The organism is Stenotrophomonas mori, from assembly GCF_023556335.1.
GTDB classification, from domain to species: domain Bacteria; phylum Pseudomonadota; class Gammaproteobacteria; order Xanthomonadales; family Xanthomonadaceae; genus Stenotrophomonas; species Stenotrophomonas mori.
Genome location: NZ_JAIKTS010000003.1, coordinates 1,670 through 21,053, shown reverse-complemented (window position 1 = coordinate 21,053; position 19,384 = coordinate 1,670). Strand labels below are relative to the sequence as shown.

General features: G+C 70.7%; 12 protein-coding genes. 5 read left to right on the top strand and 7 right to left on the bottom strand.

All coding sequences use genetic code 11. From position 1 onward, the window contains the following. The first annotated feature begins 66 nt into the window (after positions 1-66). Complete coding sequence (locus tag K5L01_RS09625; protein WP_250064179.1) at positions 67-2,391, top strand: TonB-dependent hemoglobin/transferrin/lactoferrin family receptor; 2,325 nt, start codon at positions 67-69, stop codon at positions 2,389-2,391. Positions 2,392-2,531: 140 nt separating this feature from the next. Here the strand turns inward: K5L01_RS09625 and K5L01_RS09620 are convergent, their stop codons facing one another. Next, positions 2,532-3,938: a DEAD/DEAH box helicase gene (locus K5L01_RS09620; RefSeq protein WP_250064178.1), complete on the bottom strand. Its 1,407-nt coding sequence runs from the start codon at positions 3,936-3,938 to the stop codon at positions 2,532-2,534. 509 nt (positions 3,939-4,447) lie between these two features. Here K5L01_RS09620 and K5L01_RS09615 point away from each other — a divergent pair. Together K5L01_RS09615 and maiA are read left to right on the top strand one after the other, a co-directional pair. Continuing rightward, on the top strand, positions 4,448-5,437 hold the full coding sequence (locus tag K5L01_RS09615; protein WP_250064177.1) for a fumarylacetoacetate hydrolase family protein: 990 nt from the start codon (positions 4,448-4,450) through the stop codon (positions 5,435-5,437). A 55-nt stretch (positions 5,438-5,492) separates the two neighbouring features. Beyond that, on the top strand, positions 5,493-6,149 hold the full coding sequence (gene maiA, locus K5L01_RS09610; protein WP_250064176.1) for a maleylacetoacetate isomerase: 657 nt from the start codon (positions 5,493-5,495) through the stop codon (positions 6,147-6,149). 16 nt (positions 6,150-6,165) lie between these two features. Here the strand turns inward: maiA and K5L01_RS09605 are convergent, their stop codons facing one another. After that, positions 6,166-7,296: a PilT/PilU family type 4a pilus ATPase gene (locus tag K5L01_RS09605; RefSeq protein ID WP_250064175.1), complete on the bottom strand. Its 1,131-nt coding sequence runs from the start codon at positions 7,294-7,296 to the stop codon at positions 6,166-6,168. Between the two features lie 97 nt (positions 7,297-7,393). On the opposite strand from K5L01_RS09605, the gene K5L01_RS09600 reads away from it, so the two are divergent. Next, positions 7,394-7,780, top strand: coding sequence for a DUF4398 domain-containing protein (locus K5L01_RS09600; protein WP_250064174.1), 387 nt, complete (start codon positions 7,394-7,396; stop codon positions 7,778-7,780). Further along, complete coding sequence (locus tag K5L01_RS09595; RefSeq protein WP_250064173.1) at positions 7,780-8,661, top strand: OmpA family protein; 882 nt, start codon at positions 7,780-7,782, stop codon at positions 8,659-8,661. Before K5L01_RS09600 ends, K5L01_RS09595 begins: the two co-directional genes overlap by 1 nt. Positions 8,662-9,128: 467 nt before the next feature. Here K5L01_RS09595 and groL read toward each other — a convergent pair whose 3' ends face one another. The 5 genes from groL to K5L01_RS14905 all read right to left on the bottom strand — a co-directional run. Beyond that, complete coding sequence (gene groL, locus K5L01_RS09590) at positions 9,129-10,781, bottom strand: chaperonin GroEL (RefSeq protein ID WP_250064172.1); 1,653 nt, start codon at positions 10,779-10,781, stop codon at positions 9,129-9,131. 87 nt (positions 10,782-10,868) lie between these two features. Continuing rightward, positions 10,869-11,156 carry a co-chaperone GroES gene (locus K5L01_RS09585; protein ID WP_250064171.1) on the bottom strand — a complete coding sequence of 96 codons (288 nt, stop codon included), beginning with the start codon at positions 11,154-11,156 and terminating at the stop codon, positions 10,869-10,871. A gap of 234 nt (positions 11,157-11,390) precedes the next feature. Beyond that, a complete protein-coding gene (locus K5L01_RS09580) occupies positions 11,391-13,061 on the bottom strand; it encodes a DUF11 domain-containing protein (RefSeq protein ID WP_250064170.1) in 1,671 nt (556 codons plus the stop codon). Between the two features lie 100 nt (positions 13,062-13,161). Next, positions 13,162-16,872, bottom strand: coding sequence for a TonB-dependent receptor (locus K5L01_RS09575; RefSeq protein ID WP_250064169.1), 3,711 nt, complete (start codon positions 16,870-16,872; stop codon positions 13,162-13,164). A 23-nt stretch (positions 16,873-16,895) separates the two neighbouring features. Further along, a partial coding sequence (locus tag K5L01_RS14905; RefSeq protein ID WP_272494166.1) for an OmpA family protein occupies positions 16,896-19,384 on the bottom strand: 2,489 nt, incomplete at its 5' end.

The window sequence follows — 19,384 nt, the reverse complement described above, 5'->3', positions numbered from 1 at the left end:
AACGGCAAGCCGCACCCGCGGCGATTCCTTGACGACCTTTTCCTGACCTGACTGTGGAGCATGACCATGAAACCCTCTCCCTCCCTGCTGACCCTGGCGGTCCTCGCCGGCCTGTCGCCATTGGCGCATGCCGACGCCGCACTGGACGCACGGACCCTGGACACCGTGAAAGTGGAGGCCGCGCGCGAGAAGGTGGCGCGCTCGGCCACCCAGAACGTGCAGGTGCTCGGCCGCGCCGAACTCGACGATGAAATGGCCGAGAGCATGGAAGACCTGGTGCGCTACCTGCCGGGCGTGAGCATCACCGACATGGGCCGCTTCGGCGACAACGGCTTCAACATCCGCGGCATGGAAGGCGACCGCGTGTCGATGACCATCGACGGCCTGGGCATGGCCGAGGGCATGGAGACCGCCCGCAGCTACGAATTCTTCCGCGCCGGCCGCGGCGGCGTGGACATCGACACCCTCAAGCAGGTCGAAGTGGTCAAGGGCGCCGACGCCATCGCCGGCGGCAGCGGCTCGCTGGGCGGCGGCGTGGCGTTCACCACCAAGGACCCCGCCGACTACCTCAAGGCCAGCGGCAACGACAGCTTCGGCAGCGTGAAGCTCGGCTATACCGGCCACAACGACGAGAAGCTCGGCTCGTTCACGGTCGCCAACCGCACCGGCATCGTCGAATCCATGCTGGTCTACACCAAGCGCAAATCGCACGAATCCGAGGGCTGGTACGACAGCACCGCGATCGCCACCGGCAGCGCGCGGCGCTTGCCGGACCCGATCGACCATGACAGCGACAACGTCCTGGCCAAGGTCGACGTGGTGCTCAGCCCGGCCCACCGCCTGGGAGTGGTCTACGAGCGCAACCGCGTGGACAACCTGGTGGAGAACCTCAGCCGCGTGAGCGCGCCGGGCTACCTGGAGCGCTGGGGCGACGACAGCAACAGCCGCGACCGCTACGGGCTGCGCTACCTCTGGCAGGCCGACACGCCGGCGTTCGACACCCTGGAGGTCCAGGCCGACCGCCAGAAGACCGAGAGCCGCGGCATCACCCGGGTGATCTCCGGCAGCGGCAGCTCGGCCAACCCCACCGTGACGCCGCTGACCACGCCCTGCACCCTCACCGCGACCTGCATGCGCGCCGAGGACCGCTCCACCGAGCAGGTGCTGGACCGCATCGCCGTGGACCTGGACAAGCGCGCCGGCGCCCACTCGCTGATCTACGGCGCGTCCTGGCAGAACCGCGAGATCGACTACAGCGCCGTCGACTACCGCTGGAACAACGCCGGCGTGCTGGACACCGCGACCATCGACCCCGGCCAGGTGCCGCGCACCGATGCCGCCTCCTGGAACCTCTACCTGCGCGACCGCATCGACCTGCTCGACGATGCCCTGCAGCTGAACCTGGGCGTGCGCTACGACCGCCACGACTACACCCCGCACCTGGGGCCGACCTTCCAGGACAACACCGGCACCGTGCATCCGGTGCGCTTCGCCTCGCCCACCTGGCAGGCCGGCATCAGCTACCTGTTCGCGCCGGGCCACACCGTGTGGTTCCAGGCCGGCCGCGGCTTCCGCGCACCGACCACCGGCGAGATGTATGCCCCCACCAGCGTCACCAGCATCACCGAGGTCGCCACCGGCCAGGTGGTCAGCGTGCCGACCAGCGCCTCCAACCCGGACCTGGAATCGGAGAAGAGCCTGAACCTGGAGCTCGGCTGGCGCTGGGAGACCGACAACGCGCGCCTGTCCCTGTCCGCGTTCCGCGACCGCTACGACGACTTCATCGAAAGCGTGCGCGTGCTCAACAATGCCGGTACCCAGTACCGCACCTGCCCGACCTGCGCAGCCGTGGACGGCTACACCACCACGGTCCTGCGCAACACCGGCGAGGTCACCGTCAAGGGCGTGGAGGCCGAAGGCCTGTGGCGCTTCGGCGACGCCTGGATGCTGCGTGCGGTGTACTCGCACAACGAGGGCGAACTGCGCAACGGCAAGCCGCTGGACAGCATCAACCCGGACCGCGGCGTGCTCGGGCTGAGCTGGCAGGGCCTGGACCAGCGGCTGCGGCTGACCGGTGCCCTCACCCATGCCCTGGCCAAGAAGCGCAAGGACGTGGCCCAGGCCAGCGACGTGTTCGGCCAGGCAGCGGCGCCGTTCCTCAGCGACGCCTACACCGTGTTCGACCTGTTCGGCAGCCTGCGCGTCAACGACCACCTGAAGATCAGTGCCGGCGTCTACAACCTGTTCGACGAGCGCTACTACCAGTGGGCGCGCGTCCGCACCGTCACCCGCGGCGACTTCTACCTCTACGGCTACGCCACCGAGGACGGCATCGGCCGCTACAGCGAACCGGGCCGGAACTACCGCGTCAACCTGACCTGGACCTTCTGAGCAGGGCCTCCACGTGTCCCAGGGGACCGGCCGCAGGGACGCGGCCTTTTTCCTGTGGATGCTTCCTCACGCACAACGGCCGCAGCAGCGGCCGTTGTGCATTGTCGGGCGGTGGCGCCGGATCGCGGCGCCGCATGCGCTCAGGGAGCGCTGCTGGGCTGGGCCGGTTTGCCCCGGCCACGGCCCCCCCGGCGGCGGCGGCCGGTGCCGGCCGGCTGCGCCTCGCGGCGCGGACCGCCGCCCTCACCGCGTGGTGCGGCGGACTTGGCGGCCGCTCCGCCACGGCGTGGCCCCGGCGCCGCATCCCGCTGGCCGCCACGGCCACCGCCGCCGCGGCGCGGCGGGCGCTCGCCCCCCGGCTGCTCGGCCTTGCCCGGCGCACTGTTGCCCCAGCGGATCGGCGTCTGCGGCTCGAAGCCCGGCACGTCGCGGATGTCCATGTCGCGGTCGAGCAGGCGCACGATCTGCCGCAGGTACTTGGCATCCTCCTGCGCCACCAGCGAGATCGCCTGGCCGCTGGCGCCGTTGCGTCCGGTGCGGCCGATGCGGTGCACATAGTCCTCGGCCACCATCGGCAGGTCGTAGTTGATGACCTTGGGCAGCTCGTTGATGTCGATGCCGCGCGCGGCGATGTCGGTGGCCACCAGCACGGTGACGCGGCCGGCCTTGAAGTCGCCCAGCGCACGCAGGCGCTGGCTCTGGCTCTTGTTGCCGTGGATCGCCGCGGTCTTGATGCCCGACTTGTCCAGGAACGTGGCCAGCTTGTCGCTGCCGTGCTTGGTCTTGGCGAACACCAGCGTCTGCTCGCGCGACTCCTGCGCCAGCAGGTGCAGCAGCAGCTCGCGCTTGCGCCCGGCGTCGACCGGATGCACGCGGTGGGCGATGGTCTCGGCCACGGTGTTGCGCGGGGTCACCATCACCTCGCGCGGGCTGCGCATGAACTCCAGCGCCAGCTGCTTGATCGGGTCGGCGAAGGTCGCCGAGAACAGCAGGGTCTGCCGGTTCTGCTTGGGCAGCTTGGCGAGGATGCGCTTGATCGAGGGCAGGAACCCCATGTCGAGCATGCGGTCGGCCTCGTCCAGCACCAGCACCTCGATGCCGGACAGGTCCACGCTGCGCCGCTCCATGTGGTCGATCAACCGGCCCGGGCAGGCCACCAGCAGGTCCACGCCGCGGCGCAGGATGTCGAGCTGGTTGCCCATGCCCACGCCCCCGTAGATGCAGGTGCTGGGGATGCGCAGGTACTTGCTGTAGCCGCGCAGGCTGTCATGCACCTGGGTGGCCAGCTCGCGGGTCGGGGTCAGGATCAGCGCACGCGGGCGGCGCGCACCGCCGCGGACTTCCTGCGCCGAGGTGGCCAGGTGCTGCAGCAGCGGCAGGCCGAACGCGGCGGTCTTGCCGGTGCCGGTCTGCGCGCCGGCCAGCAGGTCATGGCCCTGCAGCACCAGCGGGATCGCCTGCTCCTGGACCGGGGTGGGATTCTCGTAGCCCTGCTCGGCGAGCGCGCGCAGCAGGAAGGGCGCAAGGCCCAGATCTTCGAACGACATGGAAACTCCGCAAGGTAGGGATGCGCCGGCCCGGATGGGCCTGCGCTGCCGGTCGAGGCGACCGGCCGGCTCGGAGCGTTCCCGTAAACCGCGCTGCGAGATCCTGGGTGCGACCCGCGCAGGCGCGCGGACCGGAATGCGTGACGAAAGGCGTCGGAATGGGGGCGGGCGGGCGGAACGGGCAACGGGGCCGGCATTCCTGCGCCGCCGGCGGTCCCGGAAGGGAAACGGACGGCCGCTGGCAGACCGGCGTAGTCTAAGGGATGTTTGAGAACCGCACAAAATCACCCGTTCAGCGACCCCTCGGCCCGGCCGCGACGCGCTGCACGCCGGCGCCGGCCAGGCCCGGGGCGACACCGCCGCGGGCCTGCGGTACAAGGAGGGGCGCCGCCGCCTGCAGGGCCGGACGGCGCGCGCGCGATGCATGCATGCCGCCCCGGCGAGGCTGGCCGCGGTGGAGGCATTCGTTACAATCGAAACCTGTTTTCGGCCCAGGACTGGATGCACCGATGAAGCTTGGTTCCCTGAAGGAAGGTGGCCGCGACGGCACCCTGATCGTGGTCGCGCGCGACCTGACCCGCGCCGTGCGCGCCACCGGCATCGCGCCGACCCTGCAGCAGGCGCTGGAGGACTGGTCCAACGCCGCGCCGCGCCTGAATGCCTTGTCCCAGGCGCTGGCCGCCGGCCAGGCCGAGGGCGCCTTCGACCTGGACATGCACGCCCTGGCGGCGCCGCTGCCGCGCGCCTACGAGTTCGTCGACGGCAGCGCCTACCTGCCGCACGTGGAACGCGTGCGCCGCGCGCGCGGCGCCGAGGTGCCGGAGAGCTTCTATACCGACCCGCTGATGTACCAGGCCACCAGCGCCGGTTTCCATGGCCCGCGCGATCCGGTCAAGGTGGTCAGCGAGGACTACGGCATCGACCTGGAAGCGGAGATCGTGGTGATCACCGACGACGTGCCGATGGCGGTGACCCCGGCCCAGGCCGCCGGGCACATCCAGCTGGTCGGCCTGGTCAACGACGTCAGCCTGCGCAACCTGATCCCGGCCGAGCTGGCCAAGGGGTTCGGCTTCCTGCAGTCCAAGCCGCGCTCGGCGCTCAGCCCGGTGTTCGTGACCCCCGACGAGCTGGGCGACGCCTGGCGGGACAACAAGCTGCACCTGCCGCTGGTGACCCACGTCAACGGGGAATGGTTCGGCGCGCCGGAGGCCGGCGTGGACATGCAGTTCGATTTTTCCCAGCTGGTCGCGCATGCCGCCAAGACCCGGCCGCTCAGCGCCGGCGCGATCGTCGGTTCCGGCACCATCGCCAACGAGGACACCACGCTGGGCGCCTCGTGCTTCGCCGAGCGCCGCACCGTGGAGACCCTGCGCGACGGCAAGCCGTCCACGCCGTTCATGGGGTTCGGCGACACGGTGCGGATCGAGATGTTCGACCGCCAGGGCAACAGCCTCTTCGGCGCCATCGAGCAGCGCATCGAGCAGGCACAGCGGCCGTGACACCGGGCCGGCGGCACGCCGGCCCTCCCTCCACCCCCAGGCCCCGGAGTCCGGCATGCACCCGGCATTGACGCTCTACAGCTACTGGCGCTCCAGCGCCGCCTACCGCGTGCGCATCGGCCTGAACCTGAAAGGGCTGGAATACGCCATCGTGCCGGTGCACCTGGTGCGCGACGGCGGCCAGCAGCACGCCCCCGCCTACGCCGCCCTCAACCCGCAGCAGCTGGTGCCGGCCCTGCGCGACGGCCCGCACCTGCTGACCCAGTCGCTGGCCATCCTCGACTACCTGGAAGAGACCCGGCCGGCGCCGCCCTTGCTGCCGGCCGAACCCGCCGCGCGGGCACGGGTGCGCGCACTGGCACAGCTGGTGGCCTGCGACGTGCACCCTCTCAACAACCTGCGCGTGCTGCAGTTCTTCGACCGCCACTGGCACGTGCCGCAGAGCGAACGCGACGACTGGGTCCAGCACTGGATCCATACCGGTTTCACCGCGCTGGAGGCGCAGCTGGCCGGTACCGGTCAGAGCGGGCGCTTCTGCTACGGCGACGCCCCCGGGCTGGCCGACTGCTGCCTGGTGCCGCAGCTGTACAACGCCCGCCGCTTCGGTCTGCCGCTGGACGGCTTCCCGACCCTGCTGCGGATCGAGGCCGCCTGCCTGGCACTGCCCGCCTTCGACGCCGCGCGGCCGGAGAACCAGCCCGACGCCGCCTGAGCGGCGCCGGCAGCGGTCAGAAACCGTGGGTGATGCTCGCCGCCGAGGCCGCGGCGAAATCGGCGTACGGATCGTGCTCGCCGCTGGTGCCTTCGGACAAGCGGAACTTCAACGCCAGCCCATCGCGCGAATCGGCCGCGCGCAGCGCTTCTTCCTGGTCGATCGCGCCCTCCTTGAACAGCCGGAACAGGCACTGGTCGAAGCTGTGCATGCCTTCCTCCAGCGACTGCTCCATGGCCTGCTTGAGCTCGTGCACCTGGCCGCGGCGCAGCAGGTCGCGGATCACCGGCGTGTTGAGCATCACCTCGGTCGCCGGGCGGCGGCGGCCGTCCACGCCGGTCACCAGCCGCTGGCTGATCACCGCGCGCAGGTTCAGCGAGAGGTTCATCAGCACGTTGCGGTGCGCATTCTCGGGGAAGAAGTTGAGGATGCGCTCGATCGCCTGGTCGGCGTTGTTCGAGTGCAGGGTGGCCAGGCACAGGTGGCCGGTCTCGGCGAAGGAGATCGCCGCCTCCATGGTCTCGGCATCGAGGATCTCGCCGATCAGGATCACGTCCGGGGCCTCGCGCATGGCGTTCCGCAACGCGTTGTGGAAGGCGTGCGTATCCAGGCCCACCTCGCGCTGGTTGACGATCGACTGCTTGTGGCGGTGCAAGAACTCGATCGGGTCCTCGATGGTGAGGATGTGCCCGGTGGTGGTGCTGTTGCGGTGGTCGATCATCGACGCCAGCGACGTGGACTTGCCCGAGCCGGTGGAGCCGACCACCAGCACCAGCCCGCGCGGGGTCATGCTGACGTCCTTGAGCACCTCCGGCAGCTTCAGCTCCTCGATCGAGGGGATGCGGTTCTTGATCGCGCGGATGACCATGCCCACCTCGCCGCGCTGCTTGAACACATTCACCCGGAACCGGCCCACGTCGGCCAGGGCGATGGCCATGTTCAGCTCCAGGTCGCGCTCGAACTGCGGCACCTGGCCCTCGTCCATCAGCGAATAGGCGATCTTCTTCACCATCCCCGGTGGCAGCCCGGTATTGCCCAGCGGATAGAGCCTGCCCTCGATCTTGATGTGGACCGGCGCGCCGGTGGTCAGAAACATGTCCGACGCGTTCTTTTCGGTCATCAGCTTGAGGAAATAGCCGATATCCATGAATGCAGTTCCCTGAACAATGATGGCGCGCCGTTGCAAGCACACCACAGCCTTGACGACAATGGCCGTGCACAACCCTATGGCGACGGCTCCCCTTATGAAACCTAGCTTCGCACACTTGCGGCGTTTCCTGTACGTGACGGCATGCGTTTCCGTGCTCTGCGCCACGGCCCTGGCACAGGACCCGGCCGCGGCCGAACTGGCCACCGCACAACAGGCGGTGGACCGCGCCGACCGCGCCGATGCCGACCAGTACGCCCCGGACATCATGGCCTTGGCCCGCCAGCAGCTGGAGCAGGCGCAGCGTGCCGCCGGCGACCGCCGCGAACGGCGGCAGGCCCCGGTGCTGGCACAGCGCGCCGCCGTCGACGCCGACCTGGCGCGCGTGCAGAGCGAAGAGGCGGTGGCGCAGACCCAGCTCGCCCAGCGCCGCGCCGAAGTCGAACGGCTGCAACGCCAGCTGGCCACCGGGGAGACGCGCTGATGAGGCTGCATGCATACGCACTGGCCGGGCTGCTGGCCCTGCCGTCCCTGGCCGCCGCCGCGGATGATCCGGCGGTGGCCGGCCTGAACCAGCGCCTGGTCGCGCTGCAGGCCGACATGCGCACCACCGACCTGGCCATCCTCGAGCGGTTGCAGGCGCAGCAGGCCGTCACCGACCTGGCCAAGGGCAAGCGCCGCGAACTGGACCAGCTGCGCTACCTGGCCGAACGCCGGGTGATGATCGCCGAGGCCAGCGCCCGCGCCGAGGCGGCACGGCGCGAAGTCGACCAGCTCGAGCGCACCCGCAGCGAGCTGCTGGTGGAGGCCAGCCGCCGCGAAGCCCTGCGGGCCCGCCAGGAGGCCGAGCGCCTGCGCGTGCAGGCACAGATCCAGGCCGAGGAATCCGAGCGCCTGCGGCAGGCCGCCGAGGCCGAGACCCTGGCGCGGCAGGATGCCGAAGCGGCGCTGACCAGCGTCGCCGGCCGCCAGGCCGCGCGCCTGAGCAGCGCCCAGCAGAACGCGGCCAAGCTGGCGCGCGAGGAGGCCGAGCTGGTCTCCGGGCACCGCCTGCCGGCGTCGCGGTTCGACAACCGCGGTGAGGTCTTCACCTTCGTCGGCGACAGCTTCGCCGCCGGCCAGGCCACCCCGGCCGGCCCCGCCCCGGACCAGCTCAAGGCACTGGGCGAATACCTCAACATCGGCAAGAAGGGCCGGATCACGATCGAGGGCTACGACAGCGCCACCGGACTGGGCGAACGCCGCGCCCAGGCCCTGAAGGACGCCCTGGTGAGCGCCGGCATCAGCGCCAACCGCATCCAGGTCAGGGGCAAGAAGGCCGCCGCCACCCGCGCGCGCGCGGCCGAGCTCATCGTCGCCCCCTGATCCTCCGCCGGGCCCCCACGGGCGCGGCGCTCCGGCCCCACCGTTGCCCGCGAGGGGGGCGGCCGGCCAGCGCCGCGGAGGCGCACGCGCTTCCGGCCCCTTTCCGGGCCGACATCCGCGACCGGCAACGCCCGGCCTGGACACATCCGCGCCCTTTCCTGGCCTCCCGCGGCGGGCCGGGCACCGCGCTTCGTGACCCGGCCAGGCGAGCTGTTCCCCACGCGGCGGGTTCCCACACGCACTGCGGCGCCCGCCGGCGCCGGGCAACCGCCTTCCCCGCTGTCTAGCGGTAGCGCGTGCCCCTTGCCCGGCCCTTCTCCCGCCCTTCGCCCACAGCAGCAGGACCAGGACCAGCGCCATCGACGCTCCCACCGCCCGCAGCGCGGCCCCGGATTCCACCGCGCAAACGAAAACCCCGCCATGAGGCGGGGTTTCCGGTAACGCGGTGGATCAGGGTGAACGGTGGATCAGAAGTCCATGCCGCCCATGCCGCCCATCCCACCCATGCCGCCGCCGGCGCCGCCCATGGCGGGCTCGTCCTTCTTCGGCGCCTCGGCCACCATGGCCTCGGTGGTGATCATCAGGCCGGCGATCGACGCGGCGTTCTGCAGCGCCGAACGGGTCACCTTGGTCGGATCCAGGATGCCGAACTCCAGCATGTCGCCGAACTCGCCCGAGGCGGCGTTGTAGCCGAAGCTGCCGGTGCCTTCCTTGACCTTGTTGACGATGACCGACGGCTCTTCGCCGGCGTTGGCGACGATCTCGCGCAGCGGGGCTTCCATGGCGCGCAGGGCGATCTGGATGCCGTGGTTCTGGTCTTCGTTGGCACCCTTCAGGGCGCCCAGCGCGGTGACCGCACGGATCAGGGCCACGCCGCCGCCCGGCACCACGCCTTCCTCGACCGCCGCACGGGTGGCGTGCAGGGCGTCGTCGACGCGGTCCTTCTTTTCCTTCATCTCGATCTCGGTCGACGCGCCGACCTTGATCACGGCCACGCCACCGGCCAGCTTGGCCACGCGCTCCTGCAGCTTCTCGCGGTCGTAGTCGGAGGTGGTGTCCTCGATCTGCACCTTGATCTGCTTGACGCGCGACTCGATGGCGGCGGTGTCGCCGGCGCCGTCGATGATGGTGGTGTTCTCCTTGGAGACCTGCACCTTCTTGGCGCGGCCCAGGTCCTTGATGGTGGCCTTCTCCAGCGACAGGCCGACTTCCTCGGAGATCACGGTGCCGCCGGTCAGCACGGCCATGTCTTCCAGCATCGCCTTGCGGCGGTCGCCGAAGCCCGGGGCCTTCACGGCGACGACCTTGACGATGCCGCGGATGGTGTTGACCACCAGGGTCGCCAGCGCTTCACCCTCGATGTCCTCGGCCACGATCAGCAGCGGCTTGCCGGCCTTGGCGACGCCTTCCAGCACCGGCAGCAGGTCGCGGACGTTGGAGATCTTCTTGTCGTGCAGCAGGATGAACGGGTCGTCCAGGTCGGCCGACTGCGCCTGCTGGTTGTTGATGAAGTACGGCGACAGGTAGCCGCGGTCGAACTGCATGCCCTCGACCACGTCCAGCTCGTTCTCCAGGCCCGAGCCTTCCTCGACGGTGATCACGCCTTCCTTGCCGACGCGCTGCATCGCCTCGGCGATGATGTTGCCGATCGACTCGTCCGAGTTGGCCGAGATGGTGCCCACCTGGGCGATGGCCTTGTCGTCGGCGGTCGGCTTGGAGATGGTCTTCAGCTCGGCGACCGCGGCGACCACGGCCTTGTCGATGCCGCGCTTGAGGTCCATCGGGTTCATGCCGGCGGCCACGGCCTTGGCACCCTCGCGGATCAGCGCCTGGGCCAGCACGGTGGCGGTGGTGGTGCCGTCACCGGCGTTGTCGTTGGTCTTGGAAGCGACTTCCTTGACCATCTGCGCGCCCATGTTCTCGAACTTGTCGGCCAGCTCGATTTCCTTGGCGACGGAGACGCCGTCCTTGGTGATGGTCGGCGCGCCGAAGCTCTTCTCGAGCACGACGTTGCGGCCCTTCGGGCCCAGGGTGGCCTTGACGGCATTGGCGAGCGTGTTGACGCCGCGCACCATGCGCGAACGGGCGTCTTCACCGAAACGAATATCCTTGGCAGCCATTGCGATTACCTCGTTGATAGCCCCGGGACGGGCCCGGCGGCTGGAAATTGGGGATCAGGGGGTGGAACAGGCCGGTGCGGCGGTGGCTCAGCCGATGACGGCGAGCACGTCGTCCTCGCGCAGCACCTTGTACTCGATACCGTCGGCCTTGTAGGTCGAACCGGCGTACTGGCCGTAGATGACCTTGTCGCCGACCTTCAGCGCGGGGGCGCGGACGCTGCCATTGTCCAGCGGCTTGCCGGGGCCCACGGCCACGACTTCACCCTTGGTGGACTTTTCCTTGGCCGAATCGGGGATCAGGATGCCGCCGGCGGAGATTTCGTCGGCTTCGATGGGCTTGACCACGACGCGGTCGTGCAGCGGGTTGATGCTCATGTGAGACCTCTTAAGTTGTTGATTGGTCTGAAAAGTCCGGCGGTTTCCACGCCCGGGCGGGCGATGGTGGCACCACGCTTAAAAACGCCCGTACAACGGGCTTGGCTGGGAGATGGGGCTCGCCGGTGGCCTTTCAAGGGGCCAGACGCAAATCGCGCGCACCGCACCCCGGACATGCGGAAGGCGCGGCCCCCGCAAAAGGACCACGCCTTCCGTCCACCGCGGCCCTGGCGCTCAGCTGCCGCTGGCGTCGACCCGGCAGCTCAGGGTGAAGCGCGCCTCACCGCCGCCGGGGAAGTGCGGCAGGGTGAGTCCGGCACCGGTCAAGGCATCCGGATCGAGCGGCCCGGCCGGACAGCCGGAGCCGTCGCAGGCCAGGGTGGCGCCGGACGCCGTCGTGCAGTCCAGGCCCGCCCCGGGGACGTCCCGGACCACCGCGCCGTCGGCCGCGTCCGGCCCCTCGTTGCGGACCACGAGGGTGTAGTCGAGCCGGCCGCCGGCGGCCGCCGATGCCGCGCCGGCGGTCTTGGTGACCGACAGGTCGACCGCCGGGGTGATCCTGAGCACCGCACAGGCGTCCGGGCCGTCGATGTACTCCAGCGCGCTGAGGTCGGCCGCGCAGTTCTCCAGGGTCGTACCGGCGTCCACGCTGGCGGCGACCTCCACGTCGAACTCCACGGTGCACGACGCCCCGCCGGGCAGGCTGCCGCTGACCGTGATCGATGTCCCGCCCACCGTGCCGGCCAGGGTGGCCCGGGTGCCGGGGGTGTTGTCGTGGTTGGTGCAGGTGCCACCGGCCACGGTACCGGCCAGGGTCAGCCCGGCCTGCAGGGTGTCGGTGAACCGCCAGCCCACCTTCGCCAGGCCATCGGGACGGTTGTTGACGGTGAACACCATCCGCGCGGTGCCGCCGCCAGCGGGCAGGCTGCCGGGACTAAACGCCTTGGCCAGCTTGGGGGTGGCGTCGGTGATGACGATGTTGTCGATCGCCGCATCGTTGCCGTCGCCCGAGCCGGTGCGGTTGCGCAGCCGCACGCGGACCGCCGAGGCGTCCGCCATCTTCATCGCGGCATCGGAATAGAAGCGGCCGGCCCGTACCGTGGCGCCGCCGCCCTCCCAGCCGTCGCCGCTCGCTCCGGCCTCGAGTCCGCCGTCCAGGTTGGCCGCCTGTCCCGGCGACGAATAGTCCGCCGCCCGGCCGTCCGCGCAGGCCTCGATGGGCCGGTCGGTGATGGCGTGCTCGACGTTGCCGGAGACCAGGTACAGGTCCAGCCTGGACGTCGTACCCACGTTCCTGCTCCAGCTGCAGGAGGCCTCGGCCACGTCCACGCGCGCGGTGTAGAAGCGCATCCCCGCGCCGAGGTTCATCGATGCGGTCTCGAACTGCTTCAGGTTGTCGCTGCCGTTCCTGAAGGTGGTCCAGGCGGTCAAGGCATGGTTGCGCCGGGTGGCCGGCGTGGAGCCGGCCAGGCCCGCGTCCACCTGCCCCAGCGCATCGGCCAGGCGCCGCACGTTGTTGCGCGATGCCGCACCGGCGACGGCATCGTTCCAGCTGCCGACCGGATTGCTGCAGTGCCCGCCTGAGAAGCCGGAGGACCCGTTGTCCGCGGCATAGCGCACGATGACGCCGTTGCAGTTGGCGTAGTCCAGCCAATAGGCGTCCGCGCTGTAGGGCGTATAGCCGCCGTGGGTGTAGTCGGCCAGCGCCAGGCTCATCGTGCCGGTGCCGGCCTCGAAGTCCTCCGCGTACCGGATGTCCTCCGGCAGCACCTGCGCCAGCGCGCAGGGCGAGAGCGCCAGGGTGAGCGCGGCGGTCAGGGCCCGGGCCCGGCGGTGGTGGTCGCGCGGGCGCCGCGCCTGCGGCGAGCCGCCGGCCGGACCCCTCGATGGATCGTTGTTGTTCATGGTTTCCCCAGACATCGGAAGTACGCGGTGGCCCCTGTGGCGGGGCCCGGAGAGGCAGGTCGGGCCGCCGTGGCCGCGGGCGCGGTGCACGGACGGACGATCAGTAGGTCCCCGTCAGGTTCAGGAACCAGCCCTTGTGGTCGTAGTCGAAATTGGTCAGGTCGTCGCTGAAGCGGGTGAAGTTGTAGCCGGCGCCGATGCGGAAGTGCGCATTGAGGTCGCGGTCCACGCCCACCAGGAAGCCGCTCCGTGCGCCGCCGTCCTTCACGTCCAGCCAGCGGTATTCGCCCAGCGCGTGCCAGCGCGTGCGCAGCTCGTAGCGCACCTGGGCAGCGGCGAAGGTGGTGGCCGAGTCCAGCCAGGGCCCGGTACCGCGGCCGAGCCGCACCTGGCCCTCGCGCCGCGCCAGCTTGCCGGCGAACTCCCAATGGCGGTCGTACCGGTGGACCCCCTCGAACGAGAGGATGCGCGAACGCTGGTCGTAACGCGCACCGCCCAGCTGGCCCATGCTCGCCAGGTCGTACAGGTAGGTGTAGCGCCCGAACAGGCCCCAGCGCTCGCTGTTCCACGGACGGTAGGCGAAGCCGACATTGCCCTCGACGAACCGGGCCCCCTGGCGCGGATCGAACCGGTCCTCGGTATCGGCGTAGTTGACGCGGGCGGCGATGCGCCAACTGTCGTTGAAACGATGGGTCAGGCGGCTGGTGCTGACCCACTGCCGGCGCTGCTCGGCGCCGCTGTCCTCGCGCCACTCCAGCTTGCTCTGCCAGTCGGTCTGCGGCGACGTGCGCCCACCCGACAGGCTGATGGCCCGGCGCTCGACCCGGCCTCCGGCCTGCGTGTCCAGCTCGCCCTTGGACAGGGTGAAGCCGGTGTTCCAGCCCTGCGCAGGATAGAAGTCCATGCCGAAGGTATGCGCCAGCCCGCTCTGCTCGCGCTCCTTCAGGAACTGGCTTTCGTTGAACACGTTGACCTGGCTGGACAAGCGCCAGCGCTGGCCCAGGGTCCAGCCGTTCTGCGCCCGCGGATTGAACAGCGAATCGTAGGCGGTGGTGTCGGTCGACTGGGTGTAGCCGGCATAGAACGCATGCTCGGGCGCCAGCCGGTACTCGGCGTTGACCGTCGCCGCGCTGCCGCGGTCGCCGTCGGTGACTTCCGCCCCCAGCGACGAGCCGTCGCCGAACAGGTGCTTGGCGCCCAGGGTGTAGGCGTCGTTGTCGGCATAGGCGCCGCCGTCGTCGTCCACCGTGAGCTGGGCCACCCCGTAGAGCTCCAGGGCACTGCCGAAGCGGTGCTGGTACTTCACCGCCGCCAGGGTGCCGGCCGACTCCAGGACGTATCCCTCCTGGTTCACCCGGCGCAGCTCCAGGCCCAGGGTGCCGTCGTCGCTGACCTGCCACTCCAGGGTGCCCTGCGCCTGGGTCAGCACCGCCCCGCCGCGCTCGGCGCGGCTGTAGCGCGTGTACAGCCCCAGGGTCGGGGTGAAGCGGCCCAGCAGTTCGGCGCCATACTCGGTCACCGGCAGGCCGTTGTCGTAGCGCGCGGTGGAGTAGCCGGCATCGGTACGCCGCCACCAGGCCGCGGCGCTCCATTCCTGCTCGGTCCAGCCCAGCTCGCGGAAATTGGCGCGCGCTTCGACCGCGCGCGCCTGGCCCTTGCGGTGCGGCGCGGTCGTGTTGTGCTGGACGAAGCTCAGGCCACCGTTGTCGGAGAAGAATGCCGGCAGCCCGAAGGATTCGCTGCGGGCGTACTCGAGCTTCAGGAACGTGCCCTTGCCCGCCTGCAGGGTGAGGTCGGCGCCCTTGAGGGTGTAGTCCTCGCCGGCCCGGCGTTCATCGACATAGGTGCCTCCCAGCCCGACATGGTCGCCGAACCAGTGCTTGCCGCGCAGGCCGACGGTGAGCTCGTCGGCGGCGAACCCCGACGGCACCCATTCGTAGTCCACCAGCAGCCGTTGCTCGAACCCGTCCAGCGGCACGTCGCGGGTCAGGGTCGGGCTGTTGTCGCGGCTGATCTGCGCCAGCGGCCGGGTCAGCAGGATGCGCCCCTGCAGCGCGTCGATCTCGTAGTCGGCACCACGCTGCAGCACCACCCGGTTCTCGGTACGCCCGGTGGTGCGGTCGCGGACCTCCAGGGTCACCACGTCCGAGCCCGGCAGCAGGTCGGTGTGGCGCAGGTAGTACAGGCTTCCGCCGGTGCCGATGAACTCGTTGTGCCCGGGCACGGTTTCCGGCTGCGAGCCGAACACCCGCAGTTCGCTGCCGGCACCGCCCCAGCGGTTGCTGGCATTGGAGCGCCAGTCCAGCGCGGCGCCGTACAGGGCGCGCTGGTACTGCCCGAACTCGGTGCCGGTCAGGCCGGTGGCGTAGTTGCCCCAGAGCGCCTGGTTCTTGTCCCAGTCCATGCGCAGGTAGAAGCGGCCCATGGTGTCGACATCGCGCCAGGTGCGCGAATCGTCGCCGTAGACCGGGTAGTAGAGGTCCGGGTCCAGGCGCCGGAACACATCCTTGGGGTCGGCGTTGGTGAAGCCGTCGAACAGCCGCTGCAGGTCGCGCTCGGTGGTGTCGGCCTGCGCGGTCAGCAGGTACCTGCCCCGCAGCTTGGCCTTGCCGTAGAACGCCAGCCGGCCATCGCTGATGACGTCGTCACGGTAGCGGGCATCGCCCTGGAAAGGCGCCCTGGAGCCGCTCACGCGGTTCTGGGACAGGGTCACGTCGGCCAGCGCGACGCCGAAGAAATAGCGGCCGCTGACCTCCACGTCCAGCGGATGCACGCTGCCGTGCTCGGCGTCGTCGCCGGCCCGGACCACACCGAGGTCGAAGCGGTGATGGCCGACCGGGACCAGGTATTCGGCGGCGAACCGGCGCTCCAGGTCCACCGGATAGTCGTGGCCATCGAGGGTCAGCCGCACGTCCTGCGGAAGATCGCGGCCATGGATGCGCACCCGCGATCCGTACAGCGGGATGTTCTGCTGGCGCAGGCCGTTGCCGGCGAACACGCTGTCGATCAGGCTCTGGCGCTGCGCCTGTTCGCTGTCCAGGGCACTGCCGCGCGTGCGTTCCACGCTGTTGCGCAGGGCGCTCGCGCCGCGCTCGGCCTCTTCCGGCGACACCAGCTGCAGGGTGCGGGGGGCGGTTTCGTCCACCTGCCCGCCGGCGCCGGTGGCGCGCAGCACGTAGACCAGTTCGTCGCCCTTGCGGAAGCGGTACTGCGCGGGCAGTGCCCCGTCCCATTCGGCGCGGCTGACCGCGGCCACCGGCAGCGGCACCGTCGCCAGCGGCGCGATCAGGTCGGCATCGCTGGCGCGGTACAGGCGCACCTCCATCGCTTCGATGAAGGCCGGGTAGTTGCCGCGCGCATAGAACGGCACCGGCGCGGTGATGCGGCGGCCGTCGAAGGCCACCATTGATGGCGCCGATACCGACAGCTCGGGCAGGCCCAGGGCCGGGTCCTCGGTCGCCCATACCACTCCGCCGCCCGGCAGGTCCACGGAGAACACGCCGCTGGCCACGGCCCGGCCCGGCGGGGCCACCGACACCGCCACCCGGCGGTCCGGCTGCAGGGCCTGCGACGATGCCGTGGCATCGGTGCCGCGCGTCACCGGACGGTCGTAGCTGCGCGTGCGCAGCCGGAACAGCAGCCCGTCCTCGCCATGGCAGTCCCCGGCCGCGCAGTCCAGCGCCACCGCGGCCCCTTCTGCCGCATCGGCGGCGGCCTGCCCGTCCGGCACCGCCGTCTCCTGCGCCGCCGCCAGCGGGACGGCGCCCGCCAGCAGGCAGATCAGGGTGTAGTCCAGCACTTTCATCTTCATACGTTTGTCCATGACCCGTCCCCTCACCTGCGCACGCCGGACGGCGTGGCCGGGTCGTTGTCGATTTCCACCCGCAGCGCACTGCGCGCCTGCGGGCTCAGCCGTGCGGCCAGCGCATCGAACACTGCGCGGGCGCGGCGCATCCCCAGCGCCGCGTTGTAGGCATGCGAAGCACGCACGTCGGTGTGTCCGACGATGGCGATGCTGCCGCCTCCCATCCGCTCCAGTGCCGCGGCGACACGGTCCAGCAGCGCGTCGAACTCCGGTCTGATCGTCGCCTTGTCGGTATCGAACAGGACCGTGCCCAGCAGCGCACCGCCTTCGTCCACGCCCACCAGCAGCGCGCCCGGATCGTCCACCGTGGTGCGCACGCCGACCGTCAGGCCCGCGGCCACGTCCGCATCCAGCTGCGCCAGCAGCGCGGTGCGCAGCGCATCGGCACGCTCGAACGCCAGGGCCTCGTGCTCCGCATTGGCCTGGATCACCACGTCCCCGCCCCGGTACTCGCGCACCCGGGCGGCCATGGCATCCACCACCGCGGCATGGCGGGGACGGATCTGCGCGCTGCCCGGAGCGAAGAGCACCTCGCCCATCTGCAGCTCGACCCGCTCGCTGCCGCTGCCGATCACCTGCTCGGGCACGCTCACGCCCCAGTCGAACCGCACCGGGACACCCGGGGTGATCCGCCTCAGCAGCGGGTTGTCGGTGGTGAAGCGGGCATCGGCCGGCAGCGTCGACGGGTCCACCTTCAGGAGAAGGTTGCGGCCCCGTTCCCAGGCGCCGCCGGACACGCCGGCCAGGTGGTAGCGGCCGAACTGGTCGGTTTCCACCAGCAGGCCCTCCACCGAGGCGATGCGCACGCCGGGGATGCCCCGCTCGTCGATGCCGGCGTTGCCGACCACGTACTCCACCACGTAGCCGTTGTCCGCCTGGGCGATGCGCCGCTGCACGGTCGGCTCGGCCGCATTCAGCCCCTTGGCCGCTTCTCCGCGCTTCTCCAGCGTGGTGACGCCGTCGCGGTCCATGCGCAGGGTCACGCCCTGGTCGCTGGTCAGCACGAAGTCGTCGGTGAATGCCGGCGCGCGCAACACCTGGCGGATCACCAGCTGGCGCGCCTGCACCGGGTCGGCCTCGGACTGGCGGCCATCGAGGGTGCCCAGCGCCAGGCCATGCAGCAGCGGCGCACTGGCATCGGCCAGCGGCTGCGCACCGTCCCCCCGGTCCAGCGTGGTCGAACCGGGCACATAGGCCGTGGCGGCGAACCCGCCCTGCACGCGGATGCCGGTCAGCGTTGCGCTGTCCTGCCAGCCGTCGCCGTCGCGGTCGTGGAAGACCGTGCCGAACACCAGGCTGTCGTCGAGCAACGGATCGCCGGCCAGCGCCACGGCCGCGGTGGCCACGTTCGACAACGGTTCGCCGGTGATGCTGCGCGCCTGCACCTGGTTGACGTGGCTGCCGGCGCGTACGCCGGCGCCCACGCGCAGCAGGTACGACAGCCGCACGGCGGCGCCGGCACGGACCGCCAGGCCCTCGATGCGCAGCGGCTGCTGCCCCGAGACCGCGCCGACCGGAGCGCCCTCGACGACCGTCAGCGAACCCTCCACGTAGCTGAAGCCTGCCGGCGGCGTATCGACCAGGAGGCCGTCCTCCAGATCGCGGTTGCCGATGTTCTCCACCGTCAGCGTGTAGCGCACCAGATCGCCGACGCGCGCTTCGCGCACCCCGGCGGTCTTGGTGACGCGCAGCAACGCCTCGCCGATCACGCTCACCGTGGCCACCGCGCTGTCGCAGTTCCCGGGGTTGCGGACCTCGCAGATGGTGTAGGGATACTGGTAGGTGCCGGTCGGCACCCCGCGTGCGATCCGGATCGTACCGTCCGGGTCCATCGCCAGCCCCGGATGCGACGGCACGCCCGGCTGCAGGGTGATCCGCTCCGGCGGGAACGGCTTGCCGCCAAGCCGGTCGTTGCCGAACACGCTCGGCGTGGTGCCGCCCTCGTCGGCATGCACCGGATCGGAGGCATCATCCAGCGCCTCGATCACCGGCGCGGTCACGGTCACCGTGATCAGCGCATCGGCGCAGTTGTCCGGAGCCGCGGTCTCGCAGATGCGGTAGGCGATGCGGTAGTCGCCCGCCGCCGTGTCCGGCAGCACGCTGACCACGCCCGTGGCCGGGTCGAGGACCGGCACCGGACCGCCATCGATCGTGGTCGCCGGCGTGGTCACCGTCGCGGTGATCAGCGCGGGCGCCACCGGCTGGCCGGCCAGCGTGTCGTTGTCGAACGCATTGCCGGCATTCGCCGCACCCACGCTGCCTTCCACCGGCGGCAGCGGGTCGTCCACCGCGATGATTTCGCGGGTGACCGGCGTATCCACGTCCGCCGGCGGGGTGGTCACCGCCGGCGGAGCCGGGGTGCCCGGGGTTGCCGGCGGGGTGCCCTGCGCAGTCGCGCTGTTGTGCACGTTGCCGGCAGCCACGTCGGCCGCGGCCACCGTGTAGCTGGCCGTGCAGG

Coding starts and splice junctions, on each gene's coding strand:
- K5L01_RS09625 (WP_250064179.1), top strand. CDS start 67: ATGAAACCCTCTCCCTCCCTGCTGACCCTGGCGGTCCTCGCCGGCCTG.
- K5L01_RS09620 (WP_250064178.1), bottom strand. CDS start 3,938: ATGTCGTTCGAAGATCTGGGCCTTGCGCCCTTCCTGCTGCGCGCGCTC.
- K5L01_RS09615 (WP_250064177.1), top strand. CDS start 4,448: ATGAAGCTTGGTTCCCTGAAGGAAGGTGGCCGCGACGGCACCCTGATC.
- maiA (WP_250064176.1), top strand. CDS start 5,493: ATGCACCCGGCATTGACGCTCTACAGCTACTGGCGCTCCAGCGCCGCC.
- K5L01_RS09605 (WP_250064175.1), bottom strand. CDS start 7,296: ATGGATATCGGCTATTTCCTCAAGCTGATGACCGAAAAGAACGCGTCG.
- K5L01_RS09600 (WP_250064174.1), top strand. CDS start 7,394: ATGAAACCTAGCTTCGCACACTTGCGGCGTTTCCTGTACGTGACGGCA.
- K5L01_RS09595 (WP_250064173.1), top strand. CDS start 7,780: ATGAGGCTGCATGCATACGCACTGGCCGGGCTGCTGGCCCTGCCGTCC.
- groL (WP_250064172.1), bottom strand. CDS start 10,781: ATGGCTGCCAAGGATATTCGTTTCGGTGAAGACGCCCGTTCGCGCATG.
- K5L01_RS09585 (WP_250064171.1), bottom strand. CDS start 11,156: ATGAGCATCAACCCGCTGCACGACCGCGTCGTGGTCAAGCCCATCGAA.
- K5L01_RS09580 (WP_250064170.1), bottom strand. CDS start 13,061: ATGAACAACAACGATCCATCGAGGGGTCCGGCCGGCGGCTCGCCGCAG.
- K5L01_RS09575 (WP_250064169.1), bottom strand. CDS start 16,872: ATGAAGATGAAAGTGCTGGACTACACCCTGATCTGCCTGCTGGCGGGC.